At 51.3% G+C, this 18,764-nt stretch carries 13 protein-coding genes; all 13 read right to left on the reverse strand.

Annotated elements, in window-relative coordinates; all coding sequences use genetic code 11:
- Positions 1-49 precede the first annotated feature (49 nt).
- The 13 genes from K7B67_RS02555 to K7B67_RS02615 all read right to left on the reverse strand — a co-directional run bounded on the left by K7B67_RS02555 (position 50) and on the right by K7B67_RS02615 (position 18,716).
- Positions 50-1,321 (reverse strand): hypothetical protein, encoded by a 1,272-nt coding sequence (locus K7B67_RS02555; RefSeq protein WP_252178809.1) that lies wholly within the window; start codon positions 1,319-1,321, stop codon positions 50-52.
- Positions 1,322-1,420: 99 nt separating this feature from the next.
- A complete protein-coding gene (locus K7B67_RS02560) occupies positions 1,421-3,208 on the reverse strand; it encodes a hypothetical protein (RefSeq protein ID WP_252178810.1) in 1,788 nt (595 codons plus the stop codon).
- A 97-nt stretch (positions 3,209-3,305) separates the two neighbouring features.
- Positions 3,306-4,796: a hypothetical protein gene (locus K7B67_RS02565; protein WP_252178811.1), complete on the reverse strand. Its 1,491-nt coding sequence runs from the start codon at positions 4,794-4,796 to the stop codon at positions 3,306-3,308.
- Positions 4,797-4,895: 99 nt separating this feature from the next.
- A complete protein-coding gene (locus tag K7B67_RS02570) occupies positions 4,896-6,200 on the reverse strand; it encodes a hypothetical protein (RefSeq protein ID WP_252178812.1) in 1,305 nt (434 codons plus the stop codon).
- Between the two features lie 99 nt (positions 6,201-6,299).
- Positions 6,300-7,208, reverse strand: coding sequence for a hypothetical protein (locus K7B67_RS02575; protein WP_252178813.1), 909 nt, complete (start codon positions 7,206-7,208; stop codon positions 6,300-6,302).
- 105 nt (positions 7,209-7,313) lie between these two features.
- Entirely contained in the window at positions 7,314-8,807 is a 1,494-nt protein-coding gene (locus K7B67_RS02580; protein WP_252178814.1) for a hypothetical protein, read from the reverse strand.
- 99 nt (positions 8,808-8,906) lie between these two features.
- Positions 8,907-10,202 (reverse strand): hypothetical protein, encoded by a 1,296-nt coding sequence (locus K7B67_RS02585; RefSeq protein ID WP_252178815.1) that lies wholly within the window; start codon positions 10,200-10,202, stop codon positions 8,907-8,909.
- A 98-nt stretch (positions 10,203-10,300) separates the two neighbouring features.
- Positions 10,301-11,926: a hypothetical protein gene (locus tag K7B67_RS02590; RefSeq protein ID WP_252178816.1), complete on the reverse strand. Its 1,626-nt coding sequence runs from the start codon at positions 11,924-11,926 to the stop codon at positions 10,301-10,303.
- A gap of 98 nt (positions 11,927-12,024) precedes the next feature.
- A complete protein-coding gene (locus K7B67_RS02595) occupies positions 12,025-12,627 on the reverse strand; it encodes a hypothetical protein (RefSeq protein WP_252178817.1) in 603 nt (200 codons plus the stop codon).
- A 99-nt stretch (positions 12,628-12,726) separates the two neighbouring features.
- Positions 12,727-14,010, reverse strand: coding sequence for a hypothetical protein (locus tag K7B67_RS02600; RefSeq protein ID WP_252178818.1), 1,284 nt, complete (start codon positions 14,008-14,010; stop codon positions 12,727-12,729).
- Positions 14,011-14,109: 99 nt separating this feature from the next.
- Positions 14,110-15,372, reverse strand: coding sequence for a C2H2-type zinc finger protein (locus K7B67_RS02605; protein ID WP_252178819.1), 1,263 nt, complete (start codon positions 15,370-15,372; stop codon positions 14,110-14,112).
- Positions 15,373-15,539: 167 nt separating this feature from the next.
- Positions 15,540-16,835, reverse strand: a complete 1,296-nt coding sequence (locus tag K7B67_RS02610; RefSeq protein ID WP_252178820.1) for a C2H2-type zinc finger protein — start codon at positions 16,833-16,835, stop codon at positions 15,540-15,542.
- A gap of 99 nt (positions 16,836-16,934) precedes the next feature.
- Positions 16,935-18,716, reverse strand: coding sequence for a C2H2-type zinc finger protein (locus K7B67_RS02615; protein ID WP_252178821.1), 1,782 nt, complete (start codon positions 18,714-18,716; stop codon positions 16,935-16,937).
- Positions 18,717-18,764 lie beyond the last annotated feature (48 nt).

Genomic DNA, 18,764 nt, shown 5'->3' on the forward strand with positions numbered 1-18,764 from the left:
CAAAATCTGGAGAGGTCGGAGGTTTCTTTGAGGCGAGTTGGGGGGCGGATCATTCTTTATCATCCTTCCTTCTTTTCTTGTTAGATGGCGGCTGGTCATACGCTTTTCTTTTGGGTCTCTGGCCGTAACGCAGGTGGGTCTTTTTGTGCTTTTCCAGATTGTTCGCCCGATCGGTGCTGTAGTCGCAGCCCTCATGGTCACACTGGTGCACCTTGACTCTCTGGTCGGCAGCCAGATGGCTCTGTTTGTGCATTTTCAGATTGCCCCTGTGGTCGGTGCTGTAGTTGCAGCCCTGATGGTCACACTGATGTAACCTGGCTCTCTGGTCGCCGGGCAGGTGGGTCAGTTTATGCATTTTCAGGTGGCCTGTGTGACCGGTGCTGTAGTCACAGCCTTCATGGTCACACTGGTGTACATTGGGTCTCTGGTCGGCAGGCAGGTGGGTCTGTTTGTGCCTTTTCAGATCGCTCGTTAAGCCGGTGCCGTAGTCGCAGCCCTCATGGCCACACCGGTGCACCTTGGGTCTCTGGTCAGCAGGCAGGTGGGTCAGTTTGTGCGTTTTCAGAGAGTTACTGTAGTCGGTGCTGAAGTTGCAGCCGTCATGGTCACACCGGTGCATCCTGGGTCTCTGGTCAGCAGGCAGGTGGATCCGTTTGTGTTTTTTCAGATCGCTGGTGTAGTCAGAGCTGTAGTTGCAGCCCTCATGGTCACACCGGTGCACCTTGGCTCTCTGGTCGGCAGGCAGGTGGGTCAGTTTGTGCATTTTCAGATGGTTCGCCCGGTCGGTGCTGTAGTCACAGCCTTTATGGTCACACTGGTGCACCTTGAGTCTCTGGTCGGCAGGCAGGTGGGTCTGTTTGTGCCTTTTCAGATTGCCTGTGTTGCCGGTGCTGTAGTTACAGCCCTCATGGTCACAATGGTGCACCCTGGATCTCCTGGGTCTCGCTATCACTACTACCTTTGACTCAATGGGCATTTCACTGTCTGAAATGGACTCCTGATTCATCATATTCTGTCTCAGAGTCGCACAATACTGACTGAATTCATTTAATGCCCGAAAAGGGTCAGCTGTCGTGTTTGCACACTGAACATCCGTTTCAGTATTAGTTTCGTCTTCGTCAGAAAGGTTGTTGCTGCTTTCATCAGAGCAGCCGCTGTCTTCACTGCCAGAACCCTCGTTTGAGGCTGCCCGACAGTAAGTCTTGGCTTCGACGCCCAGAACGAAGAGCAAAGGCAACCTGTTTTCCTGAGCGTGGCCATTAGAGCAATGCACAGAAAAAACAACGACCAAGGTCAAAATCAATGGTTTTTTGAATAGCAAGGCCTGGCTTCCCAGTTGTTGAAATGCTTATTGGGAAATCAGGTTAGTCAAAATCTGGAGCGAGGTCTGAAGTTTCTTTGAGGCGAGTTGAGAGGCGGATCATTCTTTATCATCCTTCTTTCTTTTCTTGTTAGATGGTGGCTGGTCATACGCTTTTCTTTTGGGTCTTTGGTCGTAACGCAGGTGGGTCTGTTTGTGCTTTCCCAGATTGTTCGCCCGATCGGTGCTGTAGTCGCAGCCCTCATGGTCACACTGGTGCACCTTGACTCTCTGGTCGGCAGGCAGGTGGGTCTGTTTGTGCGTTTTCAGATGGTTCGCTTGGTCGGAGCTGTAGTCGCAGCCTTCATGGTCACACTGGTGCACATTGGGTCTCTGGTCGGCGGGCAGGTGGCTCTTTTTGTGCGTTTTCAGGTTACCCCTTTGGTCGGTGCTGTAGTTGCAGCCCTCATGGTCACACCGGTGCACCTTGGGTCTCTGTTCGGCAGGCAGGTGGGTCTGTTTGTGCGTTTTCAGATGGTTCGCCTGGTCGGTGCTGTAGTCGCAACCTTCATGGTCACACTTGTGCAGCTTGGGTCTCTGGTCGGCAGGCAGATGTTTCTGTTTGTGCCTTTTCAGATGGCTCGCATTTTCAGTGCTGTAGTCACAGCCTTCATGGTCACACTGGTGCACTTTGGGTCTCTGGTCGGCAGGCAGGTGGATCCGTTTGTGCTTTTTGATAGTACCTGGCAGATCGGATCTGAAGGTGCAGCCTTCATGGTCACATTTGTGCATCCTGGTTCTCTGGTCGGCAGGCAGGTGGATTCGTTTATGTATTTTCAGATCGCTCGTGTGGTCGGTGCCGTAGTTGCAGCCCTCATAGTCACACTGCTGCGCCTTGACTCTCTGGTCGGCAGGCAGGTGGATCCGTTTGTGCCTTTTCAGATTGCCCTTGTAGTCGGTGCTGTAGTTACAGCCCTCATGGTCACACTGGTGCAGCTTGGGTCTTTGGTCAGCAGACAGGTGAGTCTGTTTGTGCATTTTCAGATGGCTCAGATAGTCGGTGCTGTAGTCGCAGCCCTCATGGTCACACTGGTGCACCTTGACTCTCTGGTCGGCAGGCAGGTGGGTCTGTTTGTGCCTTTTCAGATCGCTTACGTGGTCGGTGCTGTAGTTGCAGCCCTGATGGTCACACTGATGTATCCTGGCTCTCTGGTCGGCAGGCAGGTGGGTCTGTTTGTGCGTTTTCAGATGATTCGCTTGGTCGGAGCTGTAGTCGCAGCCTTCATGGTCACACTGGTGCACATTGGGTCTCTGGTCGGCGGGCAGGTGGCTCTTTTTGTGCGTTTTCAGGTTGCCCCTTTGGTCGGTGCTGTAGTTGCAGCCCTCATGGTCACACCGGTGCACCTTGGCTCTCTGGTCGGCAGGCAGGTGGGTCTGTTTGTGCCTTTTCAGATTGCCCTTGTAGTCGGTGCTGTAGTTACAGCCCTCATGGTCACACTGGTGCAGCTTGGGTCTCTGGTCAGCAGGCAGGTGGGTCTGTTTGTTGGTTGACTCAATGGGCATTTCACTGTCTGAAATGGACTCCTGATTCATCATATTCTGTCTCAGGGTTGCACAATACTGACTGAATTCATTTAATGCCCGAAAAGGGGCTGCTGTCGTGTTTACACACTGAACATCCGTTTCAGTATTAGTTTCGTCTTCGTCAGAAAGGTTGTTGCTGCTTTCATCAGAGCCGCCGTTGTCTTCACTGCCAGAGCCCTCGTTTGAGGCTGCCTGACAGTAAGTCTTAGCTTCGACGTCCAGAACGAAGAGCAAAGACAACCTGTTTTCCTGAGCATGGCCATTAGAGCAATGCACAGAAAAAACAACGGCCAAGGTTAAAATCAATGGTTTTTTGAATAGCAAGGCCCGGCTTCCCAGTTGTGGAAATGCTTATTGGAAAATCAGGTTAGTCAAAATCTGGAGAGGTCGGAGGTTTCTTTGAGGCGAGTTGGGGGGCGGATCATTCTTTATCATCCTTCCTTCTTTTCTTGTTAGATGGCGGCTGGTCATACGCTTTTCTTTTGGGTCTCTGGCCGTAACGCAGGTGGGTCTTTTTGTGCTTTTCCAGATTGTTCGCCCGATCGGTGCTGTAGTCGCAGCCCTCATGGTCACACTGGTGCACCTTGACTCTCTGGTCGGCAGCCAGATGGCTCTGTTTGTGCATTTTCAGATTGCCCCTGTGGTCGGTGCTGTAGTTGCAGCCCTGATGGTCACACTGATGTAACCTGGCTCTCTGGTCGCCGGGCAGGTGGGTCAGTTTATGCATTTTCAGGTGGCCTGTGTGACCGGTGCTGTAGTCGCAGCCCTCATGGTCACACTGGTGCACCTTGACTCTCTGGTCGGCAGCCAGATGGCTCTGTTTGTGCATTTTCAGATTGCCCCTGTGGTCGGTGCTGTAGTTGCAGCCCTGATGGTCACACTGATGTAACCTGGCTCTCTGGTCGCCGGGCAGGTGGGTCAGTTTATGCATTTTCAGGTGGCCTGTGTGACCGGTGCTGTAGTCACAGCCTTCATGGTCACACTGGTGTACATTGGGTCTCTGGTCGGCAGGCAGGTGGGTCTGTTTGTGCTTTTTCAGATGGCTCGTCCAGTGGGTGTTGTAGTCGCAGCCTTCATGGTCACACTGGCGTCTTTTGTGTCTTTTGGGCCTCTGGTCGGCAGGCAGGTGAGTCTGTTTGTGCCTTTTCAGATCGCCCGTGTAGTTAGTGCCGTAGTTGCAGCCCTCATGGTCACACTGGTGCGCCTTGACTCTCTGGTCGGCAGGCAGGTGGGTCTGTTTGTGCCTTTTCAGATCGCTTACGTGGTCGGTGCTGTAGTTGCAGCCTTGATGATCGCACTGGTGCACCCTGGGTCTCTGGTCGATAGGCAGATGGGTCTGTTTGTGCGTTTTCAGATGGTGCGCCCGGTCGGTGCTGTAGTCACAGCCTTCATGGTCACACTGGTGCACCTTGGGTCTCTGGTCGGCAGGCAGGTGGATCTGTTTGTGCCTTTTCAGGTTTTTCGCCTGGTCGGTGCTGTAGTTACAGCCCTCATGGTCACACTGGTGCAGCTTGGGTCTCTGGTCAGCAGGCAGGTGGATCTGTTTGTTGGTTGACTCAATGGGCATTTCACTGTCTGAAATGGACTCCTGATTCATCATATTCTGTCTCAGAGTCGCACAATACTGACTGAATTCATTTAATGCCCGAAAAGGGTCAGCTGTCGTGTTTACACACGGAACATCCGTTTCAGTATTAGTTTCGTCTTCTTCAGAAAGGTTGTTGTTGCTTTCATCAGAGCAGCCGTTGTCTTCACTGCCAGAGCCCTCGTTTGAGGCTGTCCGACAGTAAGTCTTAGCTTCGACGCCCAGAACGAAGAGCAAAGGCAACCTATTTTCCTGACCGTGGCTATCAGAGCAATACACAGAAAAGGCAATGGCAAAGATCACAATCAATGGTTTTTTCAATAACAAGGCCTGGCTTCCCAGTTGTTGAAATGTTTATTGGGAAGTCAGGTTAGTCAAAATCTGGAGAGAGGTTGGAGATTCCTTTGAGGCGGGTTGGGAGGTGGATCATTCTTTATCACCTTTCTTTCTTTTCTTGACAGATGGCAGCTGGTCATGGGCTTTTCTTTTGAGTCTTTCGGGTCTTTGGTCGGCAGGCAGATGTGTCTGTTTGTGCCTTTTCAGGTGGCTCGTGTGGTCGGTGCCGTAGTTGCAGCCCTCATGGTCACACTGGTGTCTTTTGTGTCTTTTGGGCTTCTGGTCGGCAGGCAGGTGGGTCTGTTTGTGCATTTTCAGATGGCTCAGATAGTCGGTGCTGTAGTCGCAGCCCTCATGGTCACACTGGTGCACCTTGATTCTCTGGTCGGCAGGCAGATGGCTCTGTTTGTGCATTTTCAGATTGCCCCTGTGGTCGGTGATGTAGTTGCAGCCCTGATGGTCACACTGATGTATCCTGGTTCTCTGGTCGGCAGGCAGGTGGGTCTGTTTGTGCTTTTTCAGATGGCTCGTCCAGTGGGTGTTGTAGTCGCAGCCTTCATGGTCACACTGGCGTCTTTTGTGTCTTTTGGGCCTCTGGTCGGCAGGCAGGTGAGTCTGTTTGTGCCTTTTCAGATCGCCCGTGTAGTTAGTGCCGTAGTTGCAGCCCTCATGGTCACACTGGTGCGCCTTGACTCTCTGGTCGGCAGGCAGGTGGGTCTGTTTGTGCCTTTTCAGATCGCTTACGTGGTCGGTGCTGTAGTTGCAGCCTTGATGATCGCACTGGTGCACCCTGGGTCTCTGGTCGATAGGCAGATGGGTCTGTTTGTGCGTTTTCAGATGGTGCGCCCGGTCGGTGCTGTAGTCACAGCCTTCATGGTCACACTGGTGCACCTTGGGTCTCTGGTCGGCAGGCAGGTGGATCTGTTTGTGCCTTTTCAGGTTTTTCGCCTGGTCGGTGCTGTAGTTACAGCCCTCATGGTCACACTGGTGCAGCTTGGGTCTCTGGTCAGCAGGCAGGTGGATCTGTTTGTTGGTTGACTCAATGGGCATTTCACTGTCTGAAATGGACTCCTGATTCATCATATTCTGTCTCAGAGTCGCACAATACTGACTGAATTCATTTAATGCCCGAAAAGGGTCAGCTGTCGTGTTTACACACGGAACATCCGTTTCAGTATTAGTTTCGTCTTCTTCAGAAAGGTTGTTGCTGCTTTCATCAGAGCAGCTGCTGTCTTCACTGCCAGAGCCCTCGTTTGAGGCTGTCCGACAGTAAGTCTTAGCTTCGACGCCCAGAACGAAGAGCAAAGGCGACCTATTTTCCTGACCGTGGCTATCAGAGCAATACACAGAAAAGGCAATGGCAAAGATCACAATCAATGGTTTTTTCAATAACAAGGCCTGGCTTCCCAGTTGTTGAAATGTTTATTGGGAAGTCAGGTTAGTCAAAATCTGGAGAGAGGTTGGAGATTCTTTTGAGGCGGGTTGGGAGGTGGATCATTCTTTATCACCTTTCTTTCTTTTCTTGACAGATGGCAGCTGGTCATGGGCTTTTCTTTTGAGTCTTTCGGGTCTTTGGTCGGCAGGCAAGTGGGTCTGTTTGTGCCTTTTCAGATCGCCCGTGTAGTCAGTGCCGTAGTTGCAGCCCTCATGGTCACACTGGTGCGCCTTGACTCTCTGGTCGGCAGGCAGGTGAGTCTGTTTGTGCCTTTTCAGATCGCTTACGTGGTCGGTGATGTAGTTGCAGCCTTGATGATCACACTGGTGCACCCTGGGTCTCTGGTCGACAGGCAGATGGGTCTGTTTGTGCGTTTTCAGATGGTGCGCCCGGTCGGTGCTGTAGTCACAGCCTTCATGGTCACACTGGTGCACCTTGAGTCTCTGGTCGGCAGGCAGATGTGTCTGTTTGTGCCTTTTCAGATGGTTCGTGTGGTCGGTGCCGTAGTTGCAGCCCTCATGGTCACACTGGTGCGCCTTGACTCTCTGGTCGGCAGGCAGGTGGATCTGTTTGTGCCTTTTCAGATTGCCCTTGTAGTCGGTGCTGTAGTTACAGCCCTCATGGTCACACTGGTGCAGCTTGGGTCTCTGGTCAGCAGGCAGGTGGGTCTGTTTGTTGGTTGACTCAATGGGCATTTCACTGTCTGAAATGGACTCCTGATTCATCATATTCTGTCTCAGAGTCGCACAATACTGACTGAATTCATTTAATGCCCGAAAAGGGTCAGCTGTCGTGTTTACACACTGAACATCCGTTTCAGTATTAGTTTCGTCTTCGTCATAAAGGTTGTTGCTGCTTCCATCAGAGGAGCCGCTGTCTTCACTGCCATTTTCCTGACCGTGGCCATTGGAGCAATACACAGAAAAGGCAATGGCAAAGATCGCAATTAATGGTTTTTTGGATAGCAAGGCCTGGCTTCCCAGTTGTTGAAATACTTATTGGAAAGTCAGGTTAGTCAAAATCTGGAGAGAGGTTGGAGGTTTCTTTGGGGCGAGTTGGGAGGTCGATCATCCCTAATTACCCTTTTTTCTTTTCTTGTCAGATGGCAGCTGGTCATGCGCTTTCCTTTTGAGTCTTTTGGGTTTCTGGTCGGCAGGCAGATGTGTCTGTTTGTGCCTTCTCAGATCGCCCGTCCGGTAGAAGGTGTAATTGCAGCCCTCATGGTCACACCGGTGCATCTTGACTCTCTGGTCGGCAGGCAGGTGGGTCTGTTTGTGTATTTTCAGATCGCTCATGTAGTCGGTGCCGTAGTTGCAGCCCTCATGGTCACACTGGTGCGCCTTGACTCTCTGGTCGGCAGGCAGGTGGGTCTGTTTGTGCCTTTTCAGATGGCTCGCATTTTCAGTGCTGTAGTCACAGCCTTCATGGTCACACTTGTGCTCCTTGGGTCTCTGGTCGGCAGGCAGGTGGATCCGTTTGTGCCTTTTGATATTACCCGGCAGATCGGATCTGTAGGTGCAGCCTTCATGGTCACACTGGTGCGCCTTGGGTTTCCTGGGTCTCTGGTCGGCAGGCAGATGGGTCTGTTTGTGCATTTTCAGACTGCTACGGTTGTCGGTGCTATGGTTGCAGCCCTCATGGTCACACTTGTGTATCTTGGGTCTCTGGTCAGCAGGCAGGTGGGTCTTTTTGTGCTTTTTCAGATCACCGGCCCGGTCGGTGTTGTAGTTACAGCCTTCATGGTCACACTGGTGCAGCTTGTGTTTCCGGTCGGCAGGCAGGTGGATCAGTTTGTGATTTTTGATATTACCCGCTAGAGCGGAGCTGTAGTTGCAGCCCTCATGGTCACACTTGTGCATCCTGGTTCTCTGGTCGGCAGGCAGGTGGGTCTGTTTGTGCGTTTTCAGATGGTGCGCCCGGTCGGTGCTGTAGTCACAGCCTTCATGGTCACACTGGTGCACCTTGAGTCTCTGGTCGGCAGGCAGATGTGTCTGTTTGTGCCTTTTCAGACGGCTCGTATGGTCGGTGCCGTAGTTGCAGTCCTCATGGTCACACTGGTGCGCCCTGACTCTCTGGTCGGCAGTCAGGTGGATCTGTTTGTGCCTTTTCAGATTGCCCTTGTAGTCGGTGCTGTAGTTACAGACCTCATGGTCACACTGGTGCAGCTTGGGTCTCTGGTCAGCAGGCAGGTAAGTCTGTTTGTCGGTTGACTCAATGGGCATTTCACTGTCTGAAATGGACTCCTGATTCATCATATTTTGTCTCAGAGTCGCACAATACTGACTGAATTCATTTAATGCCCGAAAAGGGTCAGCTGTCGTGTTTACACACTGAACATCCGTTTCAGTATTAGTTTCGTCTTCGTCAGAAAGGTTGTTGCTGCTTTCATCTGAGCAGCCGCTGTCTTCACTGCCAGAGCCCTCATCCGAGGCTGCCTGACAGTAAGTCTTAGCTTCGACACCCAGAACGAAGAGCAAAGGCAACCTGTTTTCCTGAGCATGGCCATTAGAACAATGCACAGAAAAAACAACGACCAAGGTCAAAATCAATTGTTTTTTGATTAGCAAGGCCTGGCTTCCCAGTTGTTGAAAGGCTTATTGGGGAGTCAGGTTAGTCAAAATCTGGAGCGAGGTCTGAGGTTTCTTTGAGGCGAGTTGGGAGGCGGATCATTCTTTATCATCCTTCTTTCTTTTCTTGTTAGATGGTGGCTGGTCATACGCTTTTCTTTTGGGTCTCTGGTCGGCAGGCAGGTGGGTTCGTTTGTGCCTTTTCAGATTGCCCGTGTAGTCGGTTCTGTAGTCGCAGTCCTCATGGTCACACTGGTGCACCTTGGGTCTCTTGGCTCTCTGGTTGGCAGGCAGGTGGATCTGTTTGTGCTTTTTCAGATTGCCCGTGATGTCTGTGCTGTAGTTACAGTCCTCATGGTCACAATGGTGCACTTTGGGTTTTTTGGGTCTCTGGTCGGCGGGCAGGTGGGTCTGTTTGTGCACATTCAGATTGCCAAGCTGGGCGGCGCTGTAGTTGCAGCCCTCATAGTTACACCGGTGCACCTTGGGTCTTTGGTCGGCGGGCAGGTGGGTTAGTTTATGCAATTTCAGATAGCTGAACTGAGTGGCACTGTAGTTGCAATCCTCATGGTCACACTGATGCACCTTAAGTCTTTTTGGTCTTTTGGGTACCTGGTCGGCAGGCAGGTGGGTCTGTTTGTGCCTTTTCACATTGCCCGCGTAGTCGGTGCTGTAGTCGCAGCCCTCATGGTCACACTGGTACATTTTGGGTCTCTGGTCGGCAGGCAGATGGGTCTGTTTGTGCCTTTTCACATTGCTCGCGTAGTCGGTGCTGTAGTCGCAGCCCTCATGGTCACACTGGTACATTTTGGGTCTCTGGTCGGCAGGCAGGTGGCTCTCAGTGAGTATTTCATTGTCTGAAACGGGTTCCTGCTTAATTTTTTTCAGTGCCAGAGCTGCACAATACTGATTGATTTCATTTAATACTCGAAAAGGGTTAGGCGTTGTTGTTACATACTCAACATGAGCATCCGTTTCCTCTTCGTTTGAACGGTTGTCGCTGCTTTCATCAGAGCAGCCGCTGTCTTCACTGCCAGAGCCCTCATTTGAGGCTGCCCGACAGTAAGTCTTAGCTTCGACGCCAGAGTCAGGAGAGGCGCCGGTGGCAAGAAAAAAGCAACAGCGGGTGTCTGGTTTTACTGGTTCCTCAGGCCTGTTGTCGCCTTTAAAGCGAAAGAGCATCAGAGTCCCGCTTTGTCTGGCAATCGTTTCGATGCCCAGGGAGTGAAGGCCAATTTTCAGGCTATTGTCAGGTTGAAACCTTATCCGGGTAGGTAGGCTATTTCCGAAGCAGACTTGCTCCTGCGGTATTCTATTTTCCTGACCGTGGCCATCGGAGCAACAGACAAAAAAGGCAATGGCAAAGATCGCAATCAATGGTTTTTTGGATAGCAAGGCCTGGCTTCCCAGTTGTTGAAATGCTTATTGAAAATCAGGTTAGTCAAAATCTGGAGAGAGGTCGGAGGTTTCTTTGGGGCGAGTTGGGAGGTGGATCATCCCTTATTACCCTTTTTTCTTTTCTTGTCAGATGGCAGCTGGTCATGCGCTTTCCTTTTGAGTCTTTTGGGTCTCTGGTCGGCAGGCAGGTGGGTCTGTTTGTGCTTTTTCAGATTGCCCGTGAGGTTTGTGCTGTAGTTACAGCCCTCATGGTCACACTGGTGCACTTTGGTTTTTTTGGGTCTCTGGTCGGCAGGCAGGTGGGTCTGTTTGTGCCTGTTCAGATTGGCCGTGTAGTCGGTGATGTAGTCGCAGTCCTCATGGTCACACTGGTGCACCTTGGGTCTCTTGGCTCTCTGGTTGGCAGGCAGGTGGATCTGTTTGTGCTTTTTCAGATTGCCCGTGAGGTTTGTGCTGTAGTTACAGTCCTCATGGTCACAATGGTGCACTTTGGGTTTTTTGGGTCTCTGGTCGGCGGGCAAGTGGATCTGTTTGTGCACATTCAGATTGCCAAGCTGGGCGGCGCTGTAGTTGCAGCCCTCATAGTCACACTGGTGCACCTTGGGTCTTTGGTCGGCGGGCAGGTGGGTTAGTTTATGCAAGTTCAGATAGCTGAAATGAGTGGCACCGTAGTTGCAGTCCTCATGGTCACACTGATGCACCTTGGGTCTTTTGGGTCTTTTGGGTCTTTTGGGTCTCTGGTCGGCGGGCAGGTGGGTTTCTTTGTGCGTTTTCAGATTGCTCATGTATCCGGTGCTGTAGTTGCAGCCTTCATGGTCACACTGGTGCAGTTTGGGTCTCTGGTCGGCAGGCAGGTGGATCTGTTTGTGCCTTTTCACATTGCCCGTGTAGTCGGTGCTGTAGTCGCAGCCCTCATGGTCACACTGGTACATTTTGGGTCTCTGGTCGGCAGGCAGATGGGTCTGTTTGTGCGTTTTCAGATGGCTTATAGGGTCGGTGCTGTGAGCAAGTGAGGTGATTTCCAGATGGTTAACAGAGTTCGTTTCTGTCACGTCTTTCTCTGACTCAGTGAGTATTTCACTGTTTGAAACGGGTTCCTGCTTAATTTTTTTAAGTGCCAGAGCTGCACAATACTGATTGATTTCATTTAATACTCGAAAAGGGTTAAGTGTTGTTGTTACATACTCAACATGAGTATCCGTTTCCTCTTCGTTTGAACGGTTGTCGCTGCTTTCATCAGAGCAGCCGCTGTCTTCACTGCCAGAGCCCTCATCCGAGGCTGCCCGACAGTAAGTCTTAGCTTCGACGCCAGAGTCAGGAGAGACGCCGGTGGCAAGAAAAAAGCAATAACGAGTGTCTGGTTTTAAGAGGAGGTCATCACCGAAGCAAACCCATGGCATATCGCTGCGGTTCATCTCAATGGCTTCGCTCTCTTCTTCAATAGCTTCTTCTTCAATACCTTCTTCTGGTTCCTCAGGCCTGTTGTCGCCTTTAAAGCGAAAGAGCATCAGAGTCCCGCTTTGTCTGGCAATCGTTTCGATGCCCAGGGAGTGAAGGCCAATTTTCAGGCTATTGTCAGGTTGAAACCTTATCCGGGTAGGTAGGCTGTTTCCGAAGCAGACTTGCTCCTGTGGTATTCTATTTTCCTGACCGTGGCCATCGGAGCAACAGACAGAAAAGGCAATGGCAAAGATCGCAATCAATGGTTTTTTGGATAGCAAGGCCTGGCTTCCCAGTGTTGAAATGCTTATTGGAAAATCAGGTTAGTCAAAATCTGGAGAGAGGTCGGAGGTTTCTTTGGGGCGAGTTGGGAGGTGGATCATCCCTTATTACCCTTTTTTCTTTTCTTGTCAGATGGCAGCTGGTCATGCGCTTTCCTTTTGAGTCTTTCGGGTCTCTGGCCGTCAGGCAGGTGGGTCTGTTTGTGCCTTTTCAGATGGCTCGCATTTTCAGTGCTGTAGTCACAGCCTTCATGGTCACACTTGTGCTCCTTGGGTCTCTGGTCGGCAGGCAGGTGGGTCTGTTTGTGCTTTTTCAGATCGCTTGCCCAGTAGGAGCTTTGATTGCAGCCCTCATGGTCACATTGGTACACCTTAGGTCTTTTGGTTCTCTGGTCGGCAGGCAGGTGAGTCTGTTTGTCGGTTGACTCATTGGGCATTTCACTGTTTGAAATGGACTCCTGATTTATCATATTTTGTCTTAGAGTCGCACAATACTGACTGAATTCATTTAATGCTCGAAAAGGGTCAACAGTCGTGTTTACACACTGAACATCCGTTTCAGTATTAGTTTCGTCTTCGTCAGAAAGGTTGTTGCTGCTTCCATGAGAGGAGCCGCTGTCTTCACTGCCATTTTCCTGACCGTGGCCATCGGAGCAATACACAGAAAAGGCAATGGCAAAGATCGCAATCAATGGTTTCAAGGCAAGGCTTCCCAGTTGTTGAAATGCTTATTGGGAAGTCAGGTTAGTCAAAATCTGGAGAGAGGTCGGAGGTTTCTTTGAGGTGAGTTGGGAGGCGGATCATTTTTTATCACCCTTCTTTCTTTTCCCTTTAGATGGCAGCGGGTCATTCGCTTTTCTTTTGGGTCTCCGGAGGGCAGGCAAATGGGTCTGCATGTGCCTGTTTAGATTGCTCGCCAGGTAGCTGCTGTGGTTGCAGCCCTCATGGTGACAATGGTGCACTTTAGGTCTTTTGGGTCTCTGGTCGGCAGGCAGGTGGATTTGTTTGTGTCTTTTCAAATTGCCTACGTGGTCGGTCCTGTAGTCGCAGCGCTGATGGCCACACTGGTGCATCCTGGGTCTCTGGTTGGCAGGCAAATGGGTCTTTTTGTGCATTTTCAGATTGCACGCGTGCTCGGTGCGGTAGTTGCAGCCCTCATGATCACACTGATGCGTCTTGGCTCTTTTGGTTCTCTGGTCGGCAGGCAGGTGGGTCTGTTTGTGCACTTTCAGATTGCTTGAAAGGCCGGTGCGGAAGTTGCAGCCCTCATGGTTACACTGGTACATCATGGGTTTCCTGGGTTTCTGGTCGGCAGGCAGGTGGGTCTGTTTGTGCCTTTTCAGATTGCTCGCCCGGTTGGTGCTGTAGTTGCAGTGCTCACAGTCACACCGGAAAACCTTGGGTTGTTTGGTTTTTTTTGGTCTCTGCCCGGCAGGCAGGTGGGGGGGCTGTTTGTGGGTTTCCAGGTGGCCCATTTCACTGTCTGAGACGGGCTCCTGCTTAATCTTTTTCAGTGCCAGGGTCGCACAATACTGACTGATTTCATTGGATATTGGAAAAGGATTAAGCGTCGTGGTTACATACTGAACATCAGAGTCGTCACCAGCTTCTTCTTTGTCTGAACAATTGTCACTGCTTTCATCAGAGGTGCTGCTGTCTTCACTGCCACTGTCTTCGCTGTAGGCACTATCACCAGAGGCTGCCCGGCTGTAAGCCTTAGCTTCGATGCCAGAATCAGGAGAGACGCCGGTGGCAAGAAAAAAGCAATAGCGGGTGTCTGGTGTTAAGAGGATGTCATCATCGAAGCAAACTCGTGGCCCATCACTATCGTTCGCTTCGGGTTCTTGCTTCAACTCCCACCATTCAATGGTCTCGCTCTCTTCTTCGACCTGTGAATTAGTTTTCCCAAGGTAAACTCCTTTTCTGGACGAGACTTCGATAAAGAGCTTCGGGTTGTTGATAAGCGCCTTGCCAGCAGCCAGAACGAAGAGCAAAGACAGACTGTTTTCCTGAGCGTAACCATTGGAGCAATGCACAGAAAAAGCAATGGCCAGAATCAAAATCAATGGTTTTTTCAATAGCAAGGATTGGCTTCCCAGTTGTTGAACTGCTTATTGGGAAATCAGGTTAGTCAAAATCTGGAGAGAGGTCGCTGGTTTCTGTGGGACGGGTTGGGAAGTGGGTCATTCTTTATCATTCTTCTTTCTTTTCTCGTTAGATGGCGGCTGGTCATACGCTTTTCTTTTAGGTCTCTTGAGTCTCTGGTCGGCAGGCAGGTGGGTCTGTTTGTGCTTTTTCAGATTGCTCGCCTGGATGGTGCAGTAGTTGCAGCCCTCATGGTCACACTGGTATGCCCTGAGCCTCTGGTCGACAGGCAGGTGGGTCTGTTTGTGCCTTTTCAGATTGCCACTGTTGTGGGTGCGGTAGTTGCAGCCCTCATGGTCACACTGGTGCGCCTTGGATCTCTGGTCGGAAGGCAGGTGGGTTTGTTTGTGCGTTTTCAGATTGCCACTGTTGTCGGTGCGGTAGTTGCAGCCCTCATGGTCACACTGGTGCGCCTTGGATCTCTGGTCGGCAGGCAGGTGGGTTTGTTTGTGCGTTTTCAGATTGCTCGCTCGGTCGGTACGGTAGTTGCAGCCCTCATGGTCACACTGGTGCGCCTTGGATCTCTGGTCGGCAGGCAGGTGGGTCTGTTTGTGCGTTTTCAGATTGTTCGCTCGGTCGGAGCTGTAGTTGCAGTCTTCATGCTCACACTGGTGAATCCTGGATTTTTTGGGTCTTTGGTCGGCAGGCAGGTGGGTTTTTTTGTGCGTTTTCAGATTGTTCGCTCGGTCGGAGCTGTAGTTGCAGTCTTCATGCTCACACTGGTGAATCCTGGATTTTTTGGGTCTTTGGTCGGCAGGCAGGTGGGTCTGTTTGTGTGTTTTCAGATGGCCTGCCTGATCGGTGCTGCAACCAGGTGAGGTGATTTCCAGATGCTTACCAGAGTCCGCTTCTGTCAACTCTACCTCTGACTCGGTGGCTATTTCATTGTTTGAAATGGCGTCCTGCTCAATCATTTTCAGTCTCAGGGTCGCACAGTACTCACTGATTTCGTTTAATGCTCGAAAAGGGTCAGGTGTCGTGTTTACACACTGAACATCCGTTTCGGTATCAGTTTCGTCTTCTTCAGAATGGTTGTCGCTGTTGTCATCAGAGGTGCTGTTGTCTTCGGTGCCACTGTCTTCGCTGTAGGCACTATCATCAGAGGCTGCTCGGCTGTAAGCCTTAGCTTCTATGCCATTCCTGGACGAGACTTCGATAAAGAGCTTCGGGGTGTTGATAAGCGCCTTGCCAGCAGCCAGAACGAAGAGCAAAGACAGACTGTTTTCCTGAGCGTAGCCATTGGAGCAATGCACAGAAAAAGCAATGGCGAAGGTTAAAATCAATGGTTTTTTGGATAGCAAGGATTGGCTTCCCAGTCGCTGAGCTGTTTATCGAAAGTTCAGGTTAGTCAAAATCTGGAAAGAGGTCGGAGGTTTCTTTGCCGTGAAAATGCCCGAATGCATCATTTTCATTGTGCGGGGTGACCGGAAATAAGGTCATGAACATTTGAGGCGGGTTGGGAGGTGGATCATTCTTTATCATCCTTCTTTCTTTTCTTGTCAGATGACGGCTGGTCATAAACTTTCCTTTTGGCTCTCTGGCCGGCAGGCAGGTGATTGTGTTTGTGCCTTTTCAGGTTGCCCGCATAATCGGTGTTGTAGTTGCAGCCCTCATGGTCACACCGGAACAGCCAGAGTCTCTGGTTGGCAGGCAGATGAGTCTGTTTGTGCCTTTTCAGATGGCTCACCCGGTCGGTACTGTAATCGCAGCCTTTATGATGACACTGGTGCATTCTGACTCTCTGGTCGGCAGCCAGGTGGGTCTGCTTGTGTGTTTTCAGATTGCTCACCACGTCGGTGTTGTAGTTGCAGCCCTCGTGGTCACAGTGGTGTACCCTGAGTCTCTGGTCGATAGGCAGGTGGGTCTGTTTGTGCCTTTTCAGGTTGCACGCCAGATCGGTGCTGTAGTCGCAGCCCTCATTGTCACACTGGTATACCCTGGGTCTCTGACCAACAGGCAGGTGGGTCCGTTTGTGCCTTTTCAGATGGCTCCCCTGGTCGGTTATGTAGTCGCAGCCCTCATTGTTACAGTGGAATATCCTGAGTCTCTGGTCGACAGGCAGGTGGGTCTGTTTGTGCCTTTCTAGATGGTGCGCCTCGTCGGTTCTGTAATTGCAGCCCTCATGGTCACACTGGTGCAGCTTGGGTTTCCTGGGTCTCCGGTCGGCAGGCGGGTGGTAAACAGGCTCCAGCTGAGTCATTTTCAGTCTCAGAGTTGCACAATACTCACTGATTTCGTTTAATGCTCGAAAAGGGTCAGGTGTCGTGTTTACACACTGAACATCCGTTTCGTCTTCTTCAGAAGAGGGGTCGCTGTTTTCATCAGAGCTACCGCTGTCTTCGGTGCCACTGTCTTCGCTGTAGGCACTATCATCAGAGGCTGCCCGGCTGTAAGCCTTAGCTTCGATGCCAGAATCAGGAGAGACGCCGGTGGCAAGAAAAAAGTAATAGCGGGTGTCTGGTGTTAAGAAGATGTCATCATTAAAGCAAACTCGTGGCCCATCACTGTCGTTCGCCTCGGGTTCTTGCTTCAACTCCCACCATTCAATGGTCTCGCTCTCTTCTTCGACCTGTGAATCAGCTTTCCCAAGGTAAACACCTTTTCTGGACGAGACTTCGATAAAGAGCTTCGGGTTGTTGATAAGCGCCTTGCCAGCAGCCAGAACGAAGAGCAAAGACAGACTGTTTTCCTGAGCGTAGCCATTGGAGCAATGCACAGAAAAAGCAATGGCCAGAATCAAAATCAATGGTTTTTTCAATAGCAAGGATTGGCTTCCCAGTTGTTGAACTGTTTATTGGGAAATCAGGTTAGTCAAAATCTGGAGAGAGGTCGCTGGTTTCTGTGGGACGGGTTGGGAAGTGGGTCATTGTTTATCATCCTTCTTTCTTTTCTCGTTAGATGGCGGCTGGTCAGACGCTTTTCTTTTAGGTCTCTTGAGTCTCTGGTCGGCAGGCAGATGGGTCTGTTTGTGCCTCTTCAGATTGCCGCTGTTGTCGGTGCGGTAGTTGCAGCCCTCATGGTCACACTGGTGCGCCTTAGGTCTCTGGTCGGCAGGCAGGTGGGCTTGTTTGTGCGTTTTCAGATTGCTCGCTCGGTCGGTGCGGTAGTTGCAGCCCTCATGGTCACACTGGTGCACCCTGAGTCTCTGGTCGGCAGGCAGGTGGGTCTGTTTGTGTGTTTTCAGACTGCTCGCTACGTCGGTGATGTAGTTGCAGCCCTCATGGTCACAGTGGTGCACCCTGAGTCTTTGATCATCAGGCAGGTGAGTCTGTTTGTGCCTTTTCAGATTGCTCGCCTGATCGGTGCTGTAGTCACAGCCCTCATCGTCACAATGGTACACATTGGCTCTTTGGCCGACAGGCAGGTGGGTCTCTTTGTGCCTTTTCAGACGGCTTGCCTGGTCGGTGCTGAAGTCGCAGCCCAGATGGTCACACTGGTGCACCTTGGGTTTCTTGGGTCTCTGGTCGGCAGGCAAGTGGGTCTGTTTGTGATTTTGCAGATTGTACTTCTGGTCGGTCCTGTAGTTGCAGCCCTCGTGCCCACACTGATGCACCTTGGGTCTCTGGTCGGCAGGCAGGTGGGTCTGCTTGTGCCTTTTCAGATGGCTCGCCCATCCGACGGTGTAGTTGCAGCCATCATGGTCACACTGGTACACCTTGGATTTCTTGGTTTTCCGGTCGGCAGGCAGGTGAGTCCGTTTGTGTGTTTTCAGACTGCTTGCCATGTCGGTGATGTAGTTGCAGCCCTCATGGTCACAGTTGTGCACCCTGAGTCTTTGATCGACAGGCAGGTGAGTCTGTTTGTGCCTTTTCAGATTGCTCGCCTGATCGCTGCTGTAGTCACAGCCCTCACCGTCACACTGGTACACCCTGGGTCTTTGGTCGACAGGCAGGTGGGTTCGTTTGTGCTTTTTCAGATCACTTGCCCTATTAGTGATGTGGTCGCAACCCTTATGGTCACACCGGTGCAGCTTGGCTCTCTGGTCGGCAGGCAGGTGGGTCTGTTTGTGCCTTTTCAGATGGCTCGTCCATCCGGTGGTGTAGTTGCAGCCATCATGGTCACACTGGTACACCTTGGATTTCTTGGGTTTCCGGTCGGCAGGCAGGTGGGTCTGTTTGTGTGTTTTCAGGTGGTTCATCTGATCGGTGCTGTATGCGGTTGAGGTGGTTTCCAGATTGTTAGCAGAGTTTGCTTCTGTTACTTCTGTCTCTGACCCAGAGGCTATTTCACTGTTTGAAATGGCGTCCTGCTCAATCATTTTCAGTCTCAGGGTCGCACAGTACTCACTGATTTCGTTTAATGCCCGAAAAGGGTCAGGTGTCGTGTTTACACAGTGAACATCCGTTTCGGCATCAGTTTCGTCTTCTTCAGAACGGTTGTCGCTGTTGTCATCAGAGGTGCCGTTGTCTTCGGTGTCACTGTCTTCGCTGTAGGCACTATCACCAGAGGCTGCCCGGCTGTAAGCCTTGGCTTCGACGCCATTCCTTGACGAGACTTCGATAAAGAGCTTCGGGTTGTTGATAAGCGCCTTGCCAGCAGCCAGAACGAAGAGCAAAGACAGACTGTTTTCCTGAGCGTAACCATTGGAGCAATGCACAGAAAAAGCAATGGCCAGAATCAAAATCAATGGTTTTTTCAATAGCAAGGATTGGCTTCCCAGTTGTTGAACTGTTTATTGAGAAATCAGGTTAGT

The organism is Endozoicomonas sp. 4G (assembly GCF_023822025.1).
GTDB lineage: Bacteria > Pseudomonadota > Gammaproteobacteria > Pseudomonadales > Endozoicomonadaceae > Endozoicomonas_A.